This window comes from Xanthomonas protegens (assembly GCF_038442435.1).
Lineage (GTDB): Bacteria > Pseudomonadota > Gammaproteobacteria > Xanthomonadales > Xanthomonadaceae > Xanthomonas_A > Xanthomonas_A sontii.
Genome location: NZ_JAQJCQ010000001.1, coordinates 168,645 through 187,788, shown reverse-complemented (window position 1 = coordinate 187,788; position 19,144 = coordinate 168,645). Strand labels below are relative to the sequence as shown.

The window sequence follows — 19,144 nt, the reverse complement described above, 5'->3', positions numbered from 1 at the left end:
GGGGAGTCCGTTACTGCTTCGGCTGGTCGGAAGACGAGGCGGCGTTCGGCGCATCGCCGTGCGCTGCGCCCTGCGCCGGGGCGGCGCCCTTGGCCGGCGCCGCGGCGCCTTGGGCACCTTGGCCGGGCGCTGCGCCGGCACCCGGGCCCTGGCCCTGGGCGGCGGCATTCGGATTCCACGGCTTGGCCACGGCCGGTGCGCCTTCCTTGACCTTGGGCAGGCCGCTGACCACCACCTGGTCGCCGTTCTGCAGGCCGCCGCTGACGATCCACTTGTCGCCCTGCTGGCCGGCCGTGGTCAGATCCTTGCGCACCACCTTGCTGTCCTTGCCGACGACCATCGCATAGGCGCCCTTGGCGTCGCGCAGCACGGCCGCCTGCGGGATCAGGTACACGTCCTTGCGCTGGCCCAGGTTGGCCGAGAAGCTGACGAAGGCGCCGGGCAGCAGCACCCGGTCCGGATTGGGCAGCAGCGCGCGCAGCGTCACCGAGCCGGTGCTCGGGTCGACCGCGGCGCCGGAGAAGTCCAGGGTGCCGGCATGCGCATAGGTGCTGCCGTCGCCGAGCTTGATCTGCACGGTGGACTTGTCCTCGGCGTTGAGGGCGACGTTGCCTTCGGTCTGCGCCTGGCGCAGCTGCGCCAGTTCGTCGGAACTCATCGAGAAGTTGACGTACAGCGGGTCCAGCTGGTCGATCGTGGTCAGCAGCGTGCTGTCGCCCTGGCCGACCAGCGCGCCCTCGGTGACCTGCTGCTTGCCGGCGCGGCCGGCGATCGGCGCAGTGACGGTGGCGTAGCCGAGGTTGATGCGCGCGGTTTCCACCGCCGCACGGGCCTGCTGCACCGACGCGGCGGAGCTGCGTTCGGTGGCCTCGGCGTTGTCCAGGTCGGACTTGGACACGTAGGCCTGCGGCGCCAGGCTGCGGGCGCGGGCGGCGGCGGCCTTGGCGTTGGCGTAGGTGGCTTCGGCCGCGGCCAGCTGGCCCTGCGCCGAGGCCAGGGTCGCACGCAGCGGCGCCGGGTCGATCTGGAACAGCGGCTGGCCTTCCTTGACGTCGGTGCCTTCGGTGTACAGGCGCTTTTCCAGCACGCCGGGCACGCGGGCGCGCACGTCGGCGCTACGGAACGCGGACAGGCGGCCGACCAGTTCGCGCTCAAGCGGCACGGTCTGCGGCTGCGCCTGCAGCACGCCCACTTCCGGCGGCGGCATGGCCTGCTGCTGCTCCTGTTTCTTGCAGGATGCCAACACCACCACGACGGCGCAGGCCAGGGCGAGAGAACGCAACGGGGAGGTCATCGGGTGGTACTCCGGTCTGGTTTTGTAGAAGGAAGGAAAGGGGCGGCGGCGAACGCGCGCAAGAAGCCGTCCACGGCGAACTCGGCCCAGGCGCGCTGCGCGGCGGCGTCGCCGCGATGCGCGCTGTGGAAGCGCTGACGCTCGAAATCCATGCCGACGATCATGCTCAACAGCAGCTCGGCCATGAAGTGCGGATCGTCATGCCGGAGCTGGCCGCGCGCCATGGCGCCGCGCAGGCGCTCGCTCAGGCGCTGCATCAGCGCGCCGGCGCTGTCGCGGAACAGGGCGCGCGCTTCTTCGGGGAAGTGCCGCGACTCGGCGGCGATCAGCTGGCAACTCTGCAGTACACGGGGTTCGGACAGCTGTTCCAGGTACTCGCAGGCGAAGCGCAGCAGGCTGCCGCGCAGGTCGTCCTGCACCGGCTCCAGGTGCGCGGTGGCCAGATCGAGGTGATCCTGCATCGCCCGCCGCAGCAGGCCCTGCTTGCTGCAGTAGCGGCTGTAAAGGGTCTGCTTGGAGCAGCCGGCGCGTGCCGCCACCGCATCCATGCTCAGGCCCATGCCTTCCTCGGCCAGCAATTCGCGCACGGCAGCGTACACGCGCTGGTCGCGCGCCTGGCGCTGTGCGGCGGAGGCGAGGGGAGTGCTCATCGATTGTGGACTATACCGTCCAGTTTAGAATTAGAACAGCCTTGACACAGGGGTGTTCTTGCTGACAACAGCGTGGCCGGCAAAGCATGGTGACCGCCGCGTGATGATGGTGTTGCGGTCGCTTTGCGCGATCTGGCGCGTCGCCGCGGCCGCGCCGTCGGTTTGCGATGCAGCAAGGTAGTTGAACGGAGCACCGGTACAATTCCGGCTTTCCCATCGAGCATCGTTGCTGCTCTCCGTCATGAAACCCAAACACGCCGCTTCCCGTTCCAAATCTTCGGCCGCCACCCGCACCTCCGCGACCCCGTCCGCCACCAAGCCGGCCAAGGCGCCTGCCAAGACCAAGGCGGCGGCCAAGCCTCCGGCCAAGTCCGCCGCCCCGCGCAAGGCGGCGACGCCGCCCAAGCTGGCCGCGACCGTGCCGGCGACCGCCAAGGTGATCGATGCGGCGCCCGCCGCCAGCGCCTTCAGCCTGGCACCGGTGTTCGCGGCGCTGCGCAAGCGCTATCCGGCCGCGCGCCAGGAGGAGGCGCAGACCTTCGCCGAAGAGTTCTACAAGCGCATGGAGGAGGACGAGTTCCCCCACCACAGCGCGCAGGAGTGGGCGGCGCTGGCCGCGTCGATGCTGGAGTTCGCACGCAAGCGCAAGCCGGGCACGGTCAACGTGCGGGTGTTCAATCCGAACCTGAAGGACGACGGCTGGGAGTCGTCGCACACGGTGCTGCAGATCGTCAACGACGACATGCCGTTCCTGGTCGATTCGGTGAGCATGGCGCTGGCCGAGCTGGGCATCGGCGTGCACGTGCTCGGCCACCCGGTGCTGCGCATGCAGCGCGACAAGGGCGGCACGCTGGAGAACGTGGGCGAGGGCAAGGCGGAATCGCTGATGGCGCTGGAGATCGACCGCCAGCCGCCGGAAGACATGGCGCAGGTGGAAGCGGCGATCCGGCGCATCCTCGGCGAGGTGCGCAACATCGTGCGCGACTGGGGCGGCATGCGCGAGAAGATGCTGGCGCTGGCCGACGACCTGACCACGCGGCGCCTGCCGGTGGACGACAAGGGCCGGCGCGAGGCGCAGGAATTCCTGCGCTGGGCCACGGCCGACCATTTCACCTTCTTCGGCTACCGCGAGTACCGGGTGGAGAAGCAGGGCGGCGAAGACGTGCTGGCGCCGCTGGAAGACAGCGGCCTGGGCCTGCTGCGCGGGCAGGACAAGTCGCCGGCGCGGCCGGTGCGCACGCTGGCCGCACACGGTCTCAGCGAGTCCGGCACCAAGGAAGCGCTGATCCTGACCAAGACCAATGCGCGCTCGCGGGTGCACCGCAGCGGCTACATGGACTACATCGGCGTGCTGGAGTTCGACGCCAAGGGCCGCATCGTCGCCGAACAGCGCTTCCTCGGCCTGTTCACCTCCAGCGCCTACAACCGCCGCCCGTGGGAGATCCCGCTGGTGCGCGAGCGCTTCGACTACGTGATGCGCAAGTCCGAGCTGACCCCGAGCAGCCACAGCGGCAAGGCGCTGCGCCATATCCTGGAGACGCTGCCGCGCGAGGAACTGTTCCAGTCCAACGAGGAAGAGCTGTACCGCACCGCGATGGGCATTCTCGGCCTGCAGGAGCGGGTGCGCAGCCGCCTGTTCCTGCGCCGCGACAAGTACGGCCGCTTCATTTCCGCGCTGGTGTACATCCCGCGCGAGCGCTTCAACACCGACGTGCGCCTGCGCATCGAGGCCTTGCTCAAGGACGCGCTGCACGGCGAGTACATCGATTCCAACGTGGTGCTGGGCGAATCGCCGCTGGCGCAGCTGCACATGATCGTGCGGCCCAAGCCGGGCGAGGCGCTGGAGTTCGATACCACCGAACTGGAATCGCGCCTGGCGCACCTGCTGCGCAACTGGCACGACGACCTGCGCGAGGCGCTGGTGGCCAGCTGCGGCGAGCGCGATGGCCTGCGCCTGGCCGCCGGCTACGGCCGCGCGCTGCCGGCCGGCTACATCGAGGAGTCGACCGCGCAGATCGCCGCGCGCGACGTCGAGCGCCTGGCCGCGCTGCGCGGTCCGGAAGACCTGCACCTGAGCCTGCAGGCGCTGCGCCGCGACGGCGCCGACAGCCTGCGCCTGAAGCTGTACCGCCAGCACGACGACCTGCCGCTGTCGGACGTGCTGCCGATGATGGAGAACCTGGGCCTGCGGGTGATCTCCGAACGTCCGTACCGGCTGGTGGTCGATGGCACCGCGCTGTCGATCCAGGACTTCGAGGTCGAGCCGCTGGCCGGCAGCATCGACGTGGCCGCCGCCGATGCGCCGCTGTGCGAGGCGTTCGTGCGGATCTGGCGCGGCGACGCCGAGAACGACGGCTTCAACCGCCTGATCGTCGGCGCCAGCCTGAGCTGGCGCCAGGTCGCGGTGCTGCGCGGCTACTGCAAGTACCTGCTGCAGACCGGCGTGCCGTTCTCGCAGGCTTACGTGGAAGAGACCTGCAACCGCTATCCGCTGCTGGCGCGGCTGCTGGTGGAACTGTTCGAGGCGCGCTTCGATCCGGCCACCGGCAACGAGAGCAAGGCGCAGATCGCCGAGGGACAGGCTGCGCTGACGGCGCAACTGCACCTGCTGGCCAAGGACGATGCCGCGGCGCTGAAGGCGCTGCAGCCGGTGATCGATGCGCGCAGCGGCAACCGCGACGCGCAGCTGGAGGCGGTCTCGGCCGCCCTGCTGAAGCTGTTCGACCAGGTCGCCAGCCTCGACGAGGATCGCATCCTGCGCAGCTTCAAGGGTGTGATCGAGGCGACCCTGCGCACCAGCCACTACCAGCGCACCGCCGATGGCGGACTGGGCCACTGCATCAGCTTCAAGCTGGATTCGGCCAAGGTGCCGGACCTGCCCAAGCCGCGTCCGTACCGCGAGATCTTCGTGTACGGCCCGCGCGTGGAAGGCGTGCACCTGCGCTTCGGCGCGGTGGCGCGTGGCGGCCTGCGCTGGTCCGACCGGCGCGAGGACTTCCGCACCGAGGTGCTGGGCCTGGTCAAGGCGCAGATGGTCAAGAACACGGTGATCGTGCCGGTCGGCGCCAAGGGCGGCTTCTTCTGCAAGCGCCCGCCGGTCGGCGGCGACCGCGACGCGGTGCTGGCCGAAGGCATCGCCTGCTACAAGCTGTTCATCCAGGGCCTGCTGGACATCACCGACAACATCGTCGGCGGCAAGATCGTGCCGCCGCCGCAGGTGGTGCGCCACGACCAGGACGACCCGTACCTGGTGGTCGCCGCCGACAAGGGCACGGCCACCTTCTCCGACATCGCCAATGGCCTGGCGCTGGACCACGGCTTCTGGCTGGGCGATGCGTTCGCCTCCGGCGGCTCGGTCGGCTACGACCACAAGGGCATGGGCATCACCGCGCGCGGCGCCTGGGAGTCGGTCAAGCGCCACTTCCGCGCACTGGGCCGCGACTGCCAGAGCGAGGACTTCACCTGCGTGGGCATCGGCGACATGTCCGGCGACGTGTTCGGCAACGGCATGCTGCTGTCGCGCCACATCCGTCTGCTGGCCGCGTTCGACCATCGCCACATCTTCCTCGACCCGAACCCGGACGCGGCGGCGTCCTTCGCCGAGCGCGAGCGCCTGTTCAAGCTGCCGCGCTCCAGCTGGGCCGACTACGACGCCAAGTTGATCAGCGCCGGCGGCGGCATCTACCCGCGCACGCTCAAGTCGATCGAGATCAGCGCGCCGGTACGCGAGGCGCTGGGCCTGGAGCCGGGCGTCAAGCAGCTCTCGCCGAACGACCTGATGAACGCCATCCTCAAGGCGCCGGTGGACCTGTTCTGGAACGGCGGCATCGGCACCTACGTCAAGGCCGCCAGCGAGACCCACGGCGACGTCGGCGACCGCGCCAACAACGGCCTGCGCGTCAACGGCGGCGAGCTGCGCTGCAAGGTCGTGGGTGAGGGCGGCAACCTCGGCCTGACCCAGCTCGGCCGCATCGAGGCCGCACAGGTCGGCGTGCTGCTCAACACCGACTTCATCGACAACTCGGCCGGCGTGGATACGTCCGACCACGAGGTCAACATCAAGATCCTGCTCAACGACGTGGTGCAGGCCAAGAAGCTGACCCTGGACGCGCGCAACAAGCTGCTGGCGTCGATGACCGACGAAGTGGCCGAGCTGGTGCTGTGGGACAACATCCGCCAGAACCAGGCGCTGAGCCTGATGGAGCGGATGAGCGTCACCCGCCTGGGCTCCAAGCAGCACTTCATCCGCACCCTGGAAGCGCAGGGCCTGCTCGACCGGCAGATCGAATACCTGCCTTCGGACGCGGAAATCTCTGCGCGCAAGGCGCGTGGCCAGGGCCTGACCCGGCCGGAACTGGCGGTGCTGCTGTCCTATTCCAAGCTGGTGGCGTTCCAGCAACTGCTGGAATCGGACATCCCCGAGGACCCGTACCTGTCCAAGGAGCTGCAGCGCTACTTCCCGCAGCCGCTGCAGAAGAAGTACGCCGACGCGATGGAGCGGCACCGCCTCAAGCGCGAGATCATCGCCACCGCGGTGACCAACACCACCATCAACCGCATGGGCGCCACCTTCCTGATGCGCATGCAGGAAGACACCGGCCGCAGCATCGCCGAGGTCGCCAAGGCCTACACCATCAGCCGCGAGACGCTGGATGCGCGCGCGCTGTGGACGCAGATCGACGCGCTGGATGGCAAGGTACCCGAGTCGGTGCAGATCGACGCGCTGGAGGTGATCTGGACGCTGCAGCGCGCCTTCGTGCGCTGGCTGCTGTTCCGCCCGGGCCCGATGCCGGGCATCACCGCGGCGGTGGAGCGCTACTACGAGCCGTTCAACGACATCCGCGTCGCCTCCGGTGTGTTGCCCGATTCGCAGCGTCCGCGCTACGAGGCGCTGGTGCAGGAGTGGCAGGACAAGGGCCTGCCGCCGGCGCTCGCCCAGCAGCTGTCGGAACTGCGCTTCCTGGAGCCGGCGTTCGACATCATCGAGATGGCGCGCACCCGCAAGCTCAAGCCGGTGGAGGTGTCGAAGGTGCACTTCCGCCTCGGCGAGGCGCTGCAGTTGCCGTGGCTGTTCGAGCAGATCGACGCGCTGGAGGTCAACGGCCGCTGGCATGCGGTGGCCCGCGGCGTGCTGCGCGACGAACTGGCCAAGCACCACGGCGTGCTGGCCGGCCAGGCGCTGAGCCTGCCGGGCGGCACCGCCGAGGCCAAGGTGCAGCACTGGCTGCAGCGCGACGACAGTAGCCTGCGCTTCACCCTGAGCATGCTGCAGGAACTGGCTGCGCAGAAGACGCTGGACTACCCGACGGTGTCGGTGGCGGTGCAGCGACTCGGCCAGCTGGCGGCGCACGGCGTCTGACCGATCGCGCCGATGGCCAGGCCCGCGCGTGCGGGCCTGGCCCACAGCGGTACCGCGTCGCCCGATGGTGACGCATGGCGCGTGGCAGGCGATTGCTGTCACGCGTCCTTGGTGGGGGACCCGCGTTTGCCCCACTTTCCCCGTTGGAGCCAGGTCGGCGGCGCACCGCTGCGGCGACCGACCGCGTCTTGCAAGGCCGCGGGATTCTGGCAGCCCGCGCTGATACGATCCGCGCCATCGGGCGAGCACACGGCTGCAGCGCCGCAGTTCGAGGCGCACATGCTGTACCTGGTCATCCCCGCGGTGCTCCTGTTGTTGATCGTCTTCCTGGCACGGCAGCCTCCGCTGGAGCTGCGGCTGGAGCGGGCGTTGCAGCAGGCACGGCAGGGCGACCTGCGAGGCTTGCGCGCACTTGCCAGGAAATCGGTGGGCGATGCCGCCTATGCGCTGTTTCTGCAACTGGACGCCAACGGCGAGCAGGCCGCGGCACTGGCGGCACTGAAGCGTGCGGTCTATGCCCGCACCTGGCTGGACATCCGTGGCTGCAGCGTGGCGATGCGCGCGTACGGCCGCCGTCGCTTCCTGGGCGTGGGCACCATTCCGGACCATGCCGCGCTGCTGGCCGAATGGAGCCGTCCCGGCTGGTGCTCGGGTGCCGGCTGGGAACCCGAACTGGCCTGGATCCAGGCCTGCGGCCCGGAAGCGTGCCGGGATCTGGCGCGCGCCTGGTATTGGCTGTGTCTGGCCGATGCGCGCAAGCAGCAGGGAATGGGCGAGATCCGGTCGGTGGAACTGGCGCAGCAGGTGCGGGAGCATCTGGGTCCGCTGGTGCCGGCATCGGTGCGCCAGGCGATGGAGGAGCAGGCGGCAGAGACTGCGTGCCGCGATTTCATGTCCGGCAGATAAGGCGGGCGGAGCGACTCGGCCCGGTACCGGGCACCGGCCTGCAATGGCTGTCGCCACAGATCCCATCACATCGCGGTGCGGACGCGGCATGCAACTGCCGCGGATTGGCCGCTGCCTCGGCTGCAATCGCGTGCCGCCGGTTCGCCGCCGCGCGCCGGTCATGGCGCCCCGGGTATGATCGGGGCCATGAATGCTTCCGTCCTGCCGTCCTCGCCCCGCATCTGTTTCCTCGCCAGCGTCGCGCCGGAGGCGCAGCACGCGCGCACCCAACTGGTCGGGCGCTACGGCGATTGCGAGCCGGCCGACGCCGATGTGCTGTGTGCGCTCGGCGGCGATGGCTTCATGCTGCAGACCCTGCATCGCCACGGCAGCCTGGGCAAGCCGGTGTTCGGCATGAAGCTGGGCACGGTCGGCTTCCTGATGAACCAGTTCCGCGACGACGATCTGGTCGCGCGCCTGGCCCTGGCCGAGCCGGCCAAGCTGCGCCCGCTGGAAATGCTGGCGCAGACCGAATCCGGCGCCACCACCGGCTCGCTGGCCTACAACGAGGTCTCGCTGCTGCGGCAGACCCGCCAGGCCGCGCACGTGAGCATCGATCTCAACGGCCAGACCCGGGTCGACGAACTGATCTGCGACGGCGTGCTGGTGTCGACCCCGGCCGGCAGCACCGCCTACAACTCCTCCGCGCACGGACCGATCCTGCCGCTGGGCTCGCACACCCTGGCGCTGACCCCGATCGCGCCGTACCGGCCGCGGCGCTGGCGCGGCGCGATCCTCAAGGCCGACATCGAGGTGCGCTTCCGCGTGCTGGACCCGTACAAGCGCCCGGTCAGCGTCACCGCCGACTCGCACGAGACCCGCGACGTGGTCGAAGTCACCATCCGCGAATCCCGCGACCGCCTGGTCACCCTGCTGTTCGATCCGGAACACAATCTGGAGGAGCGAATCTTGAGCGAGCAATTTATGGTGTAGGGGCGGGGATTCGTGATTGGGGATTGGGGATTCGCAACGGCGCATCCGCTTTCTTGCCCAGTCCTGCATCCACTGTCCGATCCCTTTGCCCGCTCTTGCCAATCCCCAATCCCCACTGCCGAATCCCTGCTCTCATGTCCGACAACTCCCCCCGTCTGCTCACCGTCGCGGTCACCTCGCGCGCCCTGTTCGATCTGGAAGAGGGCCATGCCCTGTTCGAGCGGGAGGGGGTGGAGGCGTACAGCGCGTATCAGCGCGAGCGCGAGGACGATGTGCTGGCGCCCGGAGTGGCGTTCCCGGTGGTGCGCAAGCTGCTGGCGCTGAACCAGGGCACGCCGCCGGAGACGCCGCCGGTGGAGGTGATCCTGCTGTCGCGCAATTCCGCCGACACCGGGCTGCGCATCTTCAATTCGATCCAGCACTACGGGCTGGGCATCGTCCGTGCCACCTTCACCTCCGGCGAGGCGACCTGGCCCTACGTCAAGCCGTTCGGCACCGATCTATTCCTCTCGGCCAATCCGGAGTCGGTGCGGCGCGCGCTCAGCCACGGCATCGCCGCGGCGACGATCCTGCCCAAGCCGCCCGGCGAGCATGCGCAGGAAGCGGCCGCCGCCGCCGGCGCGATCGACGCCGACCGCCTGTCCACCCAGTTGCGCATCGCCTTCGACGGCGATGCGGTGATCTTCGGCGACGAGGGCGAGCGCTTCTCGCGCGAGCAGGGCGTGGAGGCGTTCGGCCGCTACGAGCGCGAGAACGCGCGCGAGCCGCTGACCGGCGGGCCGTTCCGCAATTTCCTGTCGGCGCTGCATGCGCTGCAGTCCGCCTTCCCGGCCGGCGAGGCCTCGCCGATCCGCACCGCGCTGGTCACCGCGCGCTCGGCGCCCGCCCATGAGCGGGTGATCCGCACCCTGCGCGAATGGGGCGTGCGCCTGGACGAGGCGCTGTTCCTCGGCGGCCGCCACAAGGGGCCGTTCCTGCAGGCGTTCGGCGCGGACATCTTCTTCGACGATTCGCAGCACAACATCGACAGCGCCGCCCGCGAGCGCGTCGCCGCCGGGCATGTGCCGCACGGGGTCGCCAACGACATCGCCAAGCCGTGAGTGCGGCGCCCAGCGGCGGCCGCTGGGCCGCGCTGCGTCGCCTGCTGCGGCAGGGAGCGGACGCGCCCGCCGACCTGCGTCCCGGGCGGCCTTACGTGCGCCAAGGCTGGCGCTACACCAGCCTGCAGTTCAAGGGCGAGGTGACCCAGAGCCGCATGTACACCTGGTGGCCGGACGTGCTGCAGGTGGGCTACACCCGCAGCATGCTCGGCGCGCTGCTGCTGCGCCCGGATCCGCGACGGATCGGTATCGTCGGTCTCGGCGGCGGCTCGCAGGCCAAGTTCTGCTACCGGCACCTGCCGCAGGCGCGGATCGAGGCGATCGAGGCCGACGCCGACGTGCTGGCCTTGCGCGCCGCCTTCCGTATCCCGGACGACGATGCGCGCTTCGAGGCCGTGCACGGCGACGGTGCGCGGCTGTTGCCGCAGCGGCGCGACCGCTACGACCTGCTGCTGCTCGACGCCTACGACGCCGAGGGCATCCCGGCGGCGCTGCTCAGCCGCGGCTTCTACGAGGACTGCCATGCGGCGCTGGCGCCGGGCGGGGTGCTGGCGGTGAACCTGTACGACACCGACACGCGCCGCCACCTGGCGCATCTGCGCGCGCTGTTCGGCGGCCGCGTGCTGCGCCTGGACGAGCCGCAGATGGATAACCACGTGGTGTTCGCCTGGACCGGCGCACTGCCTGCGCTGGATGCGCACGCGGCCTTGGCCCGCCTGCCGTGGTCGGCGCGTTGGCAACTGCGCACGCCGTTCCGGCGCGTGCAGCAGGCGATGGCCGGCAGGACGGGAGCGGACGGGGTGCGTTAGCCAGGGCTGCTGCCGGGGGATGGCCGCGTCGGCCAGACGGTTCAGTCCACGCCATGCCGCCGCCGGTGCAAGCACGACGGGGGGAGACACTGCATGCGGTCCCTGGCGACACCACGCGCCAGGACAATGGCAAGTCGCCTACAACGGCAACAGGATGTTGCTGAGCTTCCAGCGCAGGCCGTCGCGGGTGAACACGAAGGGCACGGCGGTGCCGTCGGCGGTGTGCACGGTGGCGACGAAGCGCGTGGTCGATTCGAAGCGGTGTTCGGCCTGGCGCAACGGTTGCGGCGGGCGCGGCGCGGCGTAGGTGTCGCCGCCGACGGTGTCGCCGCTGGCACGTTTCCACAACGCGTCGCCCTGCATCAGTGCACCGATGCCGGCCGGGGTGACCATCGCATCCACGCTCATGCCGCCAAGGCCGCCGGCCAGCGACAGCAGCGCACCGCCGAACAGGCTGGACTGCAGGTCCGGGCCGGCGCGGCGCACCAGCGCATCGTCCACCTGGGCCTTGAGGTTGACCCGCAGGGTGGGGAAGTCGACATAGCGCTCCAATGCCGCGGCATCGCGCTCGCGCAGCGCCTGGTCGATGCCGCGGATGGCGAGGTAGGGCCCGGCCACGACGTAGCCGCCGAGGGCGAGCAGGGCGAGGAACAGCAAGGCCAGCCATTTCTTCATCGCATGTCTCCTTGCGCGTGTGGGTCTTCTGTAGGAGCGGCTTCAGCCGCGACGCGCTTATCGGGGATGCCTGTCGCGGCTGAAGCCGCTCCTACGGGGGAGCGTTGCCTCTCTAGAATTCCAGGTCCAGCGCCGCGCACAGATAGTCCACGAACGGGCCCAGCGTCTGCAGGTCGGCGGCGATCTGCGTACGCAGCCGCGGGCCGGTCATGGTCGCGTCGTCGAGCTGGCGCCAGAACACCCAGTTCTTGTGCTTGAGGTCGTCGATGTAGTCGAAGTCGGCCGGGAAACCGCGCGGTGGCCGCACCAGCATCTCGCTTTCCTCGAAGTCGAAGCGGCGACGCAGCGCCGGCGCATGCGCGGCGGCCTTCCAGCTGCCGGGATTGTCGAAGATGAACTGGCGCACCTTGCGCTGCGTGTCCGGTTCCGGATGCCACAGCCCGGCGCCGACGAAGCTCTCGCCCGGCTGCAGGTGGATGTAGAACGAGGGCGCCGGCACCTGCTTGCGCCGCTCGTGGAACAGGCGCGCACCCTGCCAGGTCTTGTACGGCGACTTGTCGTGGGAGAAGCGCGCGTCGCGGTGGATGCGGAACAGCGAGCCGCCGACGCCGCGTGGGTCGGCGCGGAAATGCTCGCTGACCTGGGCCAGGTCCGGCTGCAGGTCGGTGATCAGGCGCAGGAACGGCTGGCGCACGTGTTCTTCGTACTTGTGCCGGTTGTCGTTGAACCAGGCCTTGTCGTTGTGCCGCGCCAGGGCACGCAGGAACTTGAAGCTGGCGTCGCTGAAGTAGCTGGTCATAGGCTGCGTTGCAGGTCGTGGCCCCAGGCGGCCAACTGGTCGAGCAGGGCTTGCTTGGTAGCATCCTGCGGGTGAGCCAGGCGTAAACCGGCCAGTTCCGCGTAGAAGGCGTCGAAGCTCAGTTCGGACAGGCCGCTGTCCTGCTGCAGGCGCTGACGACGGTAGTCGTCCCAGCGCGCCTGCTCGGCGATGGACAGGCTCTGCGGCCAGTTGCGTGCGCGGTAGCGGAACAGCAGTTCGGGCAGGCGTGGATCGCGGAACTGGCCTTCCAACGCGGCCAGCTGCGCCGGCGGCGTGGCGCGGACCTGGGCCATCGTGCGCTTGTCGCCATCGGCGAGGAAGCCGTCGTACAGCGAGGCGTCGACATCGGCCGGCGCCGTGGCGCGCTCGCTGGCGAACACCCGCCGCACCTTCTCCGCCAGCGCCGGGCCGGCCTCGCGCAGGCGCGCGGCCTTGGCCAGCAGCTGCACCGGGTCCAGATGCAGCCGGGCGAAATCCGCCTCGCGCAGGTGCGCCCAGGCGACCAGCGCCGGCGCCTTGTTCAGATGCACTTCCTTGAGCGGGATGCGCTGTTCGCCCTCGGGCAGGTCGGCCTGCGGGGTGTACAGGCGGTCGGCGATCTGTTCCGGCGAATAGCGCAGCAGCGGCTCGATGTCGCCTTCCAGGTCGAACACCAGCACCCGGCTGTCGATGCGCGGATGCCGCGCCAGCGGCAGCACCGGCGCCGCGCACAGGCGCGCGGCCGGATAGCGCATCGACACGTGCAGCACCGGCTGCATCGCCACCGCGTCGAGCAGGCCGCCGCAGAAGCGCTTGTCGCGCAGCTTCAGCGCGTACTCCCACAGCCGCGGCTGGCTGCGGCGGAAGTGCCGGGCCATGCCGATGGTGGCGTAGACGTCGGACAGCGCCTCGTGCGCATCGCCGTCGCGCACGCCGTTGGCCAATGCCAGTTGCTCCAGCTTGAACGAGGTGGCGCCGTCCTCGCGCTGCGGCCAGACGATGCCCTCCGGGCGCAGCGCGTGCATCAGCCGCAGCATGTCCAGCAGGTCCCAGCGCGAGTTGCCGTTGCGCCACTCGCGTTCGTAGGGATCGTAGAAGTTGCGGAACAGGCCATGGCGCACGAACTCGTCGTCGAAACGCAGCGAGTTGTAGCCCAGCGTGCAGGTCTGCGGCCGCGCCATCTGCTCGGCGATGCGTGCGAACGCCTCGGCTTCGCTGACGCCCTCGCGCAAGGCCTGCTGCGGGGTGATGCCGGTGATCAGGGTGGCGACCGGCGAGGGCAGCAGGTCGTCGGCCGGCTTGACGAAGAAACTGATCGGCTCCTCGATCACGTTGAGTTCGGCATCGGTGCGCACCGCGGCGAACTGCGCGATGCGCGTGCGCCGCGGATCGGCGCCGAAGGTTTCCAGGTCGTAGAAGAGGAAGCTGTCTGGCATGTGGGTCGAATGGTGCGGGCAAGGCAGGCGAGGCACGAAGCGTGGGAGTGCGTGTAGGAGCGGCTTCAGCCGCGACGGGCGTCACCGGTCATGCGGTCGCGGCCGATGGCCCCAGGCCACGTAGAGCCACTCCTACGACGATGCGGACACCCTGACAGGGTACGCCGGTTCAATGCGCCCCCTCCAGCGGCGCCAGCCGCGCGTGCACGATGCGCTCCAGCCAGTGCCAGTCGATCCGCGACAGGTCGCTGTGGCCCTGCGTGGCCTGGACCAGGATGTCGCGCTGTACCTCGCTGCGTTCCAGCGCCTGCGCGTACGGCGTGCGCAGGAAGGTGACCATGGTGTAGTGCGGCACGAAGCGGGTCGGATGCCGCGCCTGCAGGGCCTGGCCGAGTTCGCGCTGCAGCAGGAAGCCGGCATCGCCGACGCGGTCGCGCATTTCCACGTAGTTCTCCAGCGCCATCTGCTGGATCGCGCCGGCGTTGGGCTTGCGCTCGGCCTCGAAGGCGGCATAGGCGCGCGCCAGGTCCGGCTCGCGCTGCAGGTGCGCGGCCAGCGCCGCGCAATCCTCGAACGCGCAGTTCATGCCTTGCCCGTGGAACGGCACCATCGCGTGCGCGGCGTCGCCCAGCAGCACCGCGCGGCCGTCCAGGTGCCAGCGCTCCAGGCGCAGCGTGCCGAGCAGGCCCGGCGGATGCTGCTCCCAATGCTCGGCCAATTGCGGCATCAGCGGCAGCGCATCGGCGAAATCGCGCGCGAACAGGGCGAGTGCCTCCTCGCCGCTGCGCACGGTGGCGAAGCTGGGCTCGCCCTTGTTGGGCAGGAACAGGGTGACGGTGAAGGTGCCTTCGTGATTGGGCAGGGCGATGCACATGTAGTGCCCGCGCGGCCAGATATGCAGGGCGTTGGCTTCGATGCGGAAGCCGCCGTCGGCGCCGGGCGGGATCTCCAGTTCCTTGTACGAGTGGTCGAGGAACTCGATGTGCTCGGCCATCGGCGCCTTGCGCTGCATCGCCGCGCGCAGCGCCGAGCCGGCGCCGTCGGCGCCGATCATGCTGTCGAAGCGGATGTCGTGCGGCTGGTCGTCGCGGTCGTCGATGAAACGCGCATAGCCGGCATCGAAATCCACGGTGTGCAGGCGCCGGTAGAAGTGGATGCGCGCGCCGGCCTGTTCGGCGAGCTGCAGCAGGGTGATGTTGAGATCGTTGCGGTGTACCGACCAGATCACCTCGCTGTCGTCGCGGCCATAACGCTGCAGCTGCTGGTGGCCGTCGGCGAAATGCACCATGCGCCCGCGCATCATCACCGCCTTGGCCATCACCGCGGCATCGGCGCCGGCCTGGCGCAGCACGTGCAGGCCGCGTTCGGCCAGGGCCAGGTTGATCGAGCGGCCGCGCTCGTAATCGTGCACGCGCGGGTCGCCACGGCGTTCGTAGACGGTGACCTGCCAGCCCTGGCGCGAGAGCAGGATGGCGAGCAGGGAGCCGGCCAGGCCGGCGCCGATCAGGGTGATGCTGCGGGGGGATGCGTTCAATGCGGTGTCCGGAAGGCGCGGCAGGCCGCCGCGCGAAGAAGGCGGCTCAGACGCCGGCCCAGGTTTCCACTTCCTCGACGAAGCGGTAGACGTCGCGGTAGCGGTTGTACAGCGGCACCGGGCTGATCCGGATCACGTCCGGCTCGCGCCAGTCGCCGAGCACGCCGACCGATTGCAGGTATTCGAACAGGGCGCGACCGCGCTCCCGCCCGCCGGCCACGCGCAGCGACAGCTGGCAGCCGCGTTGCGCCGGGTCGGAGGGGGTGATGATCTGCAGGGTATCGGCCAGGCGGGCGCGGATCAGCGTCTCCAGGTAGCCGGTCAGTTGCTGCGATTTCTGCCGCAGCGCGTCCAGCCCGGCGCGCTCGAACAGGTCCAGCGAGGCGCGCAGCGGGGCCATGCTCAGGATCGGCGGATTGCTCAGCTGCCAGCCGTCGGCGCCGGGCGCGGCGACGAACTTAGGCGCCATGCGGAAACGGGTGCGCTTGTCGTGGCCCCACCAGCCGGCGAAGCGTGGGGTCTCGCCGTGGCCGTGGCGCTCGTGCACGAAGGCGCCGGCGACCGCGCCGGGGCCGGCGTTGAGATATTTGTAGTGGCACCACACCGCGAAGTCCGGGGCGGCATCGTGCAGGTGCAGCGGCACGTTGCCGATGGCGTGGGCCAGGTCGAAGCCGACCGCGGCGCCGACCCCGCGCGCCAGCCGCGCCACCGCGGCCAGGTCGAAGGCCTGGCCGGTGCGGTACTGCACGCCCGGCCACAGCACCAGCGCCAGGCGCGGGCCGTGCTCGGCGATGGCGCGCTCAATCGCCGCCAGCGACACGGTGCCGTCGGCGCCGTCGGGCTGCACTTCGATCAGGTCGGTGGCCGGGTCGAAGCCGTGGAAACGGATCTGCGAGGCCACCGCATGCTGGTCGGAGGGGAACGCGCCGGCCTCGATCAGGATCGCCGGGCGCTCGCGGGTGGGCCGGTAGAAGCTGACCATGAGCAGGTGCAGGTTCACCGTCAGCGTGTTCATCGCCACCACTTCGTGCGGATGCGCGCCGACCAAGCGCGCCAGCGGCGCGGCCAGCAGTTCGTGGTAGGTCATCCACTGGGTATCGCCGTTGAAATGGCCTTCCACTGCCAGCGACGACCACTTGTCCAGCACCTCCTGCACCGCGGCGCGCGCGCCGCGCGGCTGCAGGCCCAGCGAGTTGCCGACGAAATAGGCTTGGTCGGCGCCCTGATGCTGCGGGAACAGGAATTCCTGGCGCAGGGCCCGCAGCGGATCGGCGGCGTCGAGGGCGATGGCGTGCTGGCGGGACAGGATCTCGTTCATCGGCATTGGGTTCCGGGAAAGCAGGGCGAGAGTCTAGAGCGTGTAGGACGACGGAAGGTGAGTGCGTGGCATGGCGCGGGGCGAGGCCGCGTGTCCCTCTGCAACAGCGACCGCGCGGGCCGGCGCGAGGCGATGGCACGTTCATCCGCTGCGGTGCGCGGTCACGGCGATTGTTCCTTGGCGGCTGCGGCAGCCGGCAGCAAGGCGCTGCGGACCAGGTGGGTCAGGGTACCGATGCTGTCGGCGACGCGGTCGCTGGTGTCGGCCAGCGCGGGCAGCGCGCCGCCGTCGCTGCCGTCCTGCGGCTGCGCGGCCAGCGCCTCGGCCAGGCGCCGCTCGTCCGCGCGCAGGCTGGCCTGCGCCGGCGGCGTGCCGGTGCGCAGGCTCTCGGCCAGTTCGGTCAGTGCGGCATGCGCCTGTTGCCGGAACTGCTGCAGCTCCGGCAGGGGCGGCAATGGCGGTGCATCGCGCAGCACGGCCTCCAGCGCCAGCGAGGCGCGGATCAGCCGGTTGCCGTTGGCCAGCACCGATTCGGCCAGGGTCAGTTCGCGCAGGTTGCGCTTGCGCCGCGGCTCGCCGCGCAGGCGTTCGATCGAGGCCTGCGCGTTGGTGCGCGCGGTGCGCGAGGCCGCGCGGGTCTCCGGCAGCGCCTGCAGGCGGCCCTCCAGCACCGCGTCGAGATGGTCGCGGTAGGCGAGCAGCAACTGCGCCAGGATCGCGCGGATGTGCTTGCGTTCCCAGGTCGGCCACAGCGCGTAGGCCGCCAGCGCCAGCGCGCTGCCGAGCACGGTGGCCTGGATGCGCTCGCCGATCGCCTCGCCCGGGGCCATGCCCTCGAACGACAGCAGCAGCACCAGCATGCCGGTCAGGCAGGCCACGCCGAGCCCGTAGTTGACCTGGGTCAGCAGGCGGAACCCCAGGCAGAACACGGTCAGCAACAGCAGCCGCACCACCGCCCCGTCCATCACGAAGTGCGCCAGCACGGTGGCCAGCAACAGCCCGCCGAAGGTGCCGGCCACGCGCAGCGCGCCGAAGCTGAGGGTGCCGCCGAAATCCGGCTTGAGCACGATCGCCGTGGTCATCGGGATCCAGTAGCCGTGCGGGATCGCCTGCCAGCGGGCGAACAGCACCGCCAGCGCCAGACACACGCCGCAGCGCAGCGCATGGCGGAACGCCACCGAGGACAGCTTCAGATTCGCCCGCAAGGTCTGCAACGGCGCCAGCGGACGCAGCGCCGCCGGCAACTGCGCCTCGGCCAGTTCGGCCTGGATCTCGCCGCGGCTGCTGGCCCAGCGGCCATTGCGCGCCAGCGCGCGCAGCTGGCCGCCCAGGCCCTGCGCGCGGGCCACGGCGATGCGCAGCAGGCGGCGTTCGCGGGTGTCCTCGGCCTGCGCCTGCACCTGCGCGAGGGCGTCGACCAGATCGTCGAACCCGGTCATCGACGCGGTGGCCGCGGCCGGGTCCTCGGCAGTGTCCAGCGCGTGCGCGAGCTGGTCCAGCACCACCGCGCTGCGTTCGAGCACGCGCTCGATCGGCAGCCGCGCGGGCGACGCCGGGTCCAGGCGTCCGTGCAGGTCGGCCAGGGTCAGCAGCTCCAGCCGCGCGCGTTCGCACAGCTCGGCGATGACCCGGAACGCCTGCACCGCACGCCCACGCGAGCGGTGCTCGCCGTGCAGCATCACCATCGCCTCGAGCACCGCTTCGGTCGCCGGCGGCGCCGCGGTCGCGCCGGGACGCTGGCGGGCGATGCCGGCCAGTTGCCGCATCAGGTCGGCCAGGGCGAAGCGTTCCGGGCGGTAGCGCTGCAGCGGCCAGGCGGCCAGCGCCATCAGCATCTGCAGCACGCCGCCGGCGAAGATCAGCGTGGCCACGCCCACGCTCTGCAGCGGCGGCAGGCGTACGTCGGCGCTGACCACCAGCAGGATCATGCTGGTCAGCCCGACCCGCGCCGCCACCGGGCCCAGCGCCACCAGCAGACCGCCGCCCAGGCCGAGCAGCAGCGCGCTCAGCGCCAGCGCCAAGGTGTGCGCGCCGATCAGCATGCCCAGCAGCGCGGCCACGCCCGCCGCCAGCGCGGCCATCAGCATGCGCTGCATCCGCGCCCGGTACGGGCCGGGCTGGTCGGAGAATATGGTGTTGAGCGCGCCGGTGGACACCGCCAGGCCCAGTTCGGCATGGCCGGCGGCCACGCCCAGCGCCAGCGGCGCGACCACCGCGGCGGTGTTGCGCAGGGCCACGCGCACCGGCACGTCGCGCGGCTTGAGCGCGATCAGGCTGCGCAGCATCGCGAGC

13 protein-coding genes are annotated in these 19,144 nt (G+C 70.4%); 5 read left to right on the top strand and 8 right to left on the bottom strand.

What is annotated here, in order from left to right; genetic code table 11:
- Nucleotides 1-10 precede the first annotated feature (10 nt).
- Both PIQ37_RS00835 and PIQ37_RS00830 read right to left on the bottom strand, forming a co-directional pair.
- Complete coding sequence (locus PIQ37_RS00835) at nucleotides 11-1,294, bottom strand: efflux RND transporter periplasmic adaptor subunit (RefSeq protein ID WP_342071994.1); 1,284 nt, start codon at nucleotides 1,292-1,294, stop codon at nucleotides 11-13.
- Nucleotides 1,291-1,944 (bottom strand): TetR/AcrR family transcriptional regulator, encoded by a 654-nt coding sequence (locus tag PIQ37_RS00830; RefSeq protein ID WP_342071993.1) that lies wholly within the window; start codon nucleotides 1,942-1,944, stop codon nucleotides 1,291-1,293. The genes PIQ37_RS00835 and PIQ37_RS00830 overlap by 4 nt, the downstream gene beginning before the upstream one ends.
- A 241-nt stretch (nucleotides 1,945-2,185) precedes the next feature.
- Between PIQ37_RS00830 and PIQ37_RS00825 the strand changes: the two genes are divergently transcribed.
- From PIQ37_RS00825 to PIQ37_RS00805, 5 genes are all read left to right on the top strand, one after another.
- On the top strand, nucleotides 2,186-7,303 hold the full coding sequence (locus PIQ37_RS00825) for an NAD-glutamate dehydrogenase (protein WP_342071992.1): 5,118 nt from the start codon (nucleotides 2,186-2,188) through the stop codon (nucleotides 7,301-7,303).
- A gap of 12 nt (nucleotides 7,304-7,315) precedes the next feature.
- Nucleotides 7,316-8,209: a hypothetical protein gene (locus tag PIQ37_RS00820; protein ID WP_342071991.1), complete on the top strand. Its 894-nt coding sequence runs from the start codon at nucleotides 7,316-7,318 to the stop codon at nucleotides 8,207-8,209.
- Between the two features lie 201 nt (nucleotides 8,210-8,410).
- The gene (locus PIQ37_RS00815; protein WP_026143327.1) at nucleotides 8,411-9,181 is read left to right on the top strand and encodes an NAD kinase; all 771 of its coding nucleotides are present in this window, start codon (nucleotides 8,411-8,413) and stop codon (nucleotides 9,179-9,181) included.
- A 134-nt stretch (nucleotides 9,182-9,315) separates the two neighbouring features.
- Entirely contained in the window at nucleotides 9,316-10,281 is a 966-nt protein-coding gene (locus tag PIQ37_RS00810; RefSeq protein ID WP_017907609.1) for a 5'-nucleotidase, read from the top strand.
- On the top strand, nucleotides 10,278-11,090 hold the full coding sequence (locus PIQ37_RS00805) for a fused MFS/spermidine synthase (protein ID WP_342071990.1): 813 nt from the start codon (nucleotides 10,278-10,280) through the stop codon (nucleotides 11,088-11,090). The genes PIQ37_RS00810 and PIQ37_RS00805 overlap by 4 nt, the downstream gene beginning before the upstream one ends.
- Nucleotides 11,091-11,228: 138 nt before the next feature.
- Here the strand turns inward: PIQ37_RS00805 and PIQ37_RS00800 are convergent, their stop codons facing one another.
- From PIQ37_RS00800 to PIQ37_RS00775, 6 genes are all read right to left on the bottom strand, one after another.
- Entirely contained in the window at nucleotides 11,229-11,765 is a 537-nt protein-coding gene (locus PIQ37_RS00800) for a DUF2939 domain-containing protein (RefSeq protein WP_342071989.1), read from the bottom strand.
- Nucleotides 11,766-11,877: 112 nt separating this feature from the next.
- The gene (locus tag PIQ37_RS00795; RefSeq protein WP_160960284.1) at nucleotides 11,878-12,564 is read right to left on the bottom strand and encodes a DUF2461 domain-containing protein; all 687 of its coding nucleotides are present in this window, start codon (nucleotides 12,562-12,564) and stop codon (nucleotides 11,878-11,880) included.
- Nucleotides 12,561-14,000, bottom strand: coding sequence for an exodeoxyribonuclease I (sbcB, locus tag PIQ37_RS00790; protein WP_342071988.1), 1,440 nt, complete (start codon nucleotides 13,998-14,000; stop codon nucleotides 12,561-12,563). Before sbcB ends, PIQ37_RS00795 begins: the two co-directional genes overlap by 4 nt.
- Nucleotides 14,001-14,169: 169 nt before the next feature.
- On the bottom strand, nucleotides 14,170-15,534 hold the full coding sequence (locus tag PIQ37_RS00785) for an FAD-dependent oxidoreductase (protein ID WP_150409249.1): 1,365 nt from the start codon (nucleotides 15,532-15,534) through the stop codon (nucleotides 14,170-14,172).
- A 46-nt stretch (nucleotides 15,535-15,580) separates the two neighbouring features.
- Nucleotides 15,581-16,852: a kynureninase gene (gene kynU / locus PIQ37_RS00780; RefSeq protein ID WP_342071987.1), complete on the bottom strand. Its 1,272-nt coding sequence runs from the start codon at nucleotides 16,850-16,852 to the stop codon at nucleotides 15,581-15,583.
- 161 nt (nucleotides 16,853-17,013) lie between these two features.
- Nucleotides 17,014-19,137, bottom strand: coding sequence for an FUSC family protein (locus PIQ37_RS00775; RefSeq protein ID WP_342071986.1), 2,124 nt, complete (start codon nucleotides 19,135-19,137; stop codon nucleotides 17,014-17,016).
- Nucleotides 19,138-19,144: the final 7 nt, after the last annotated feature.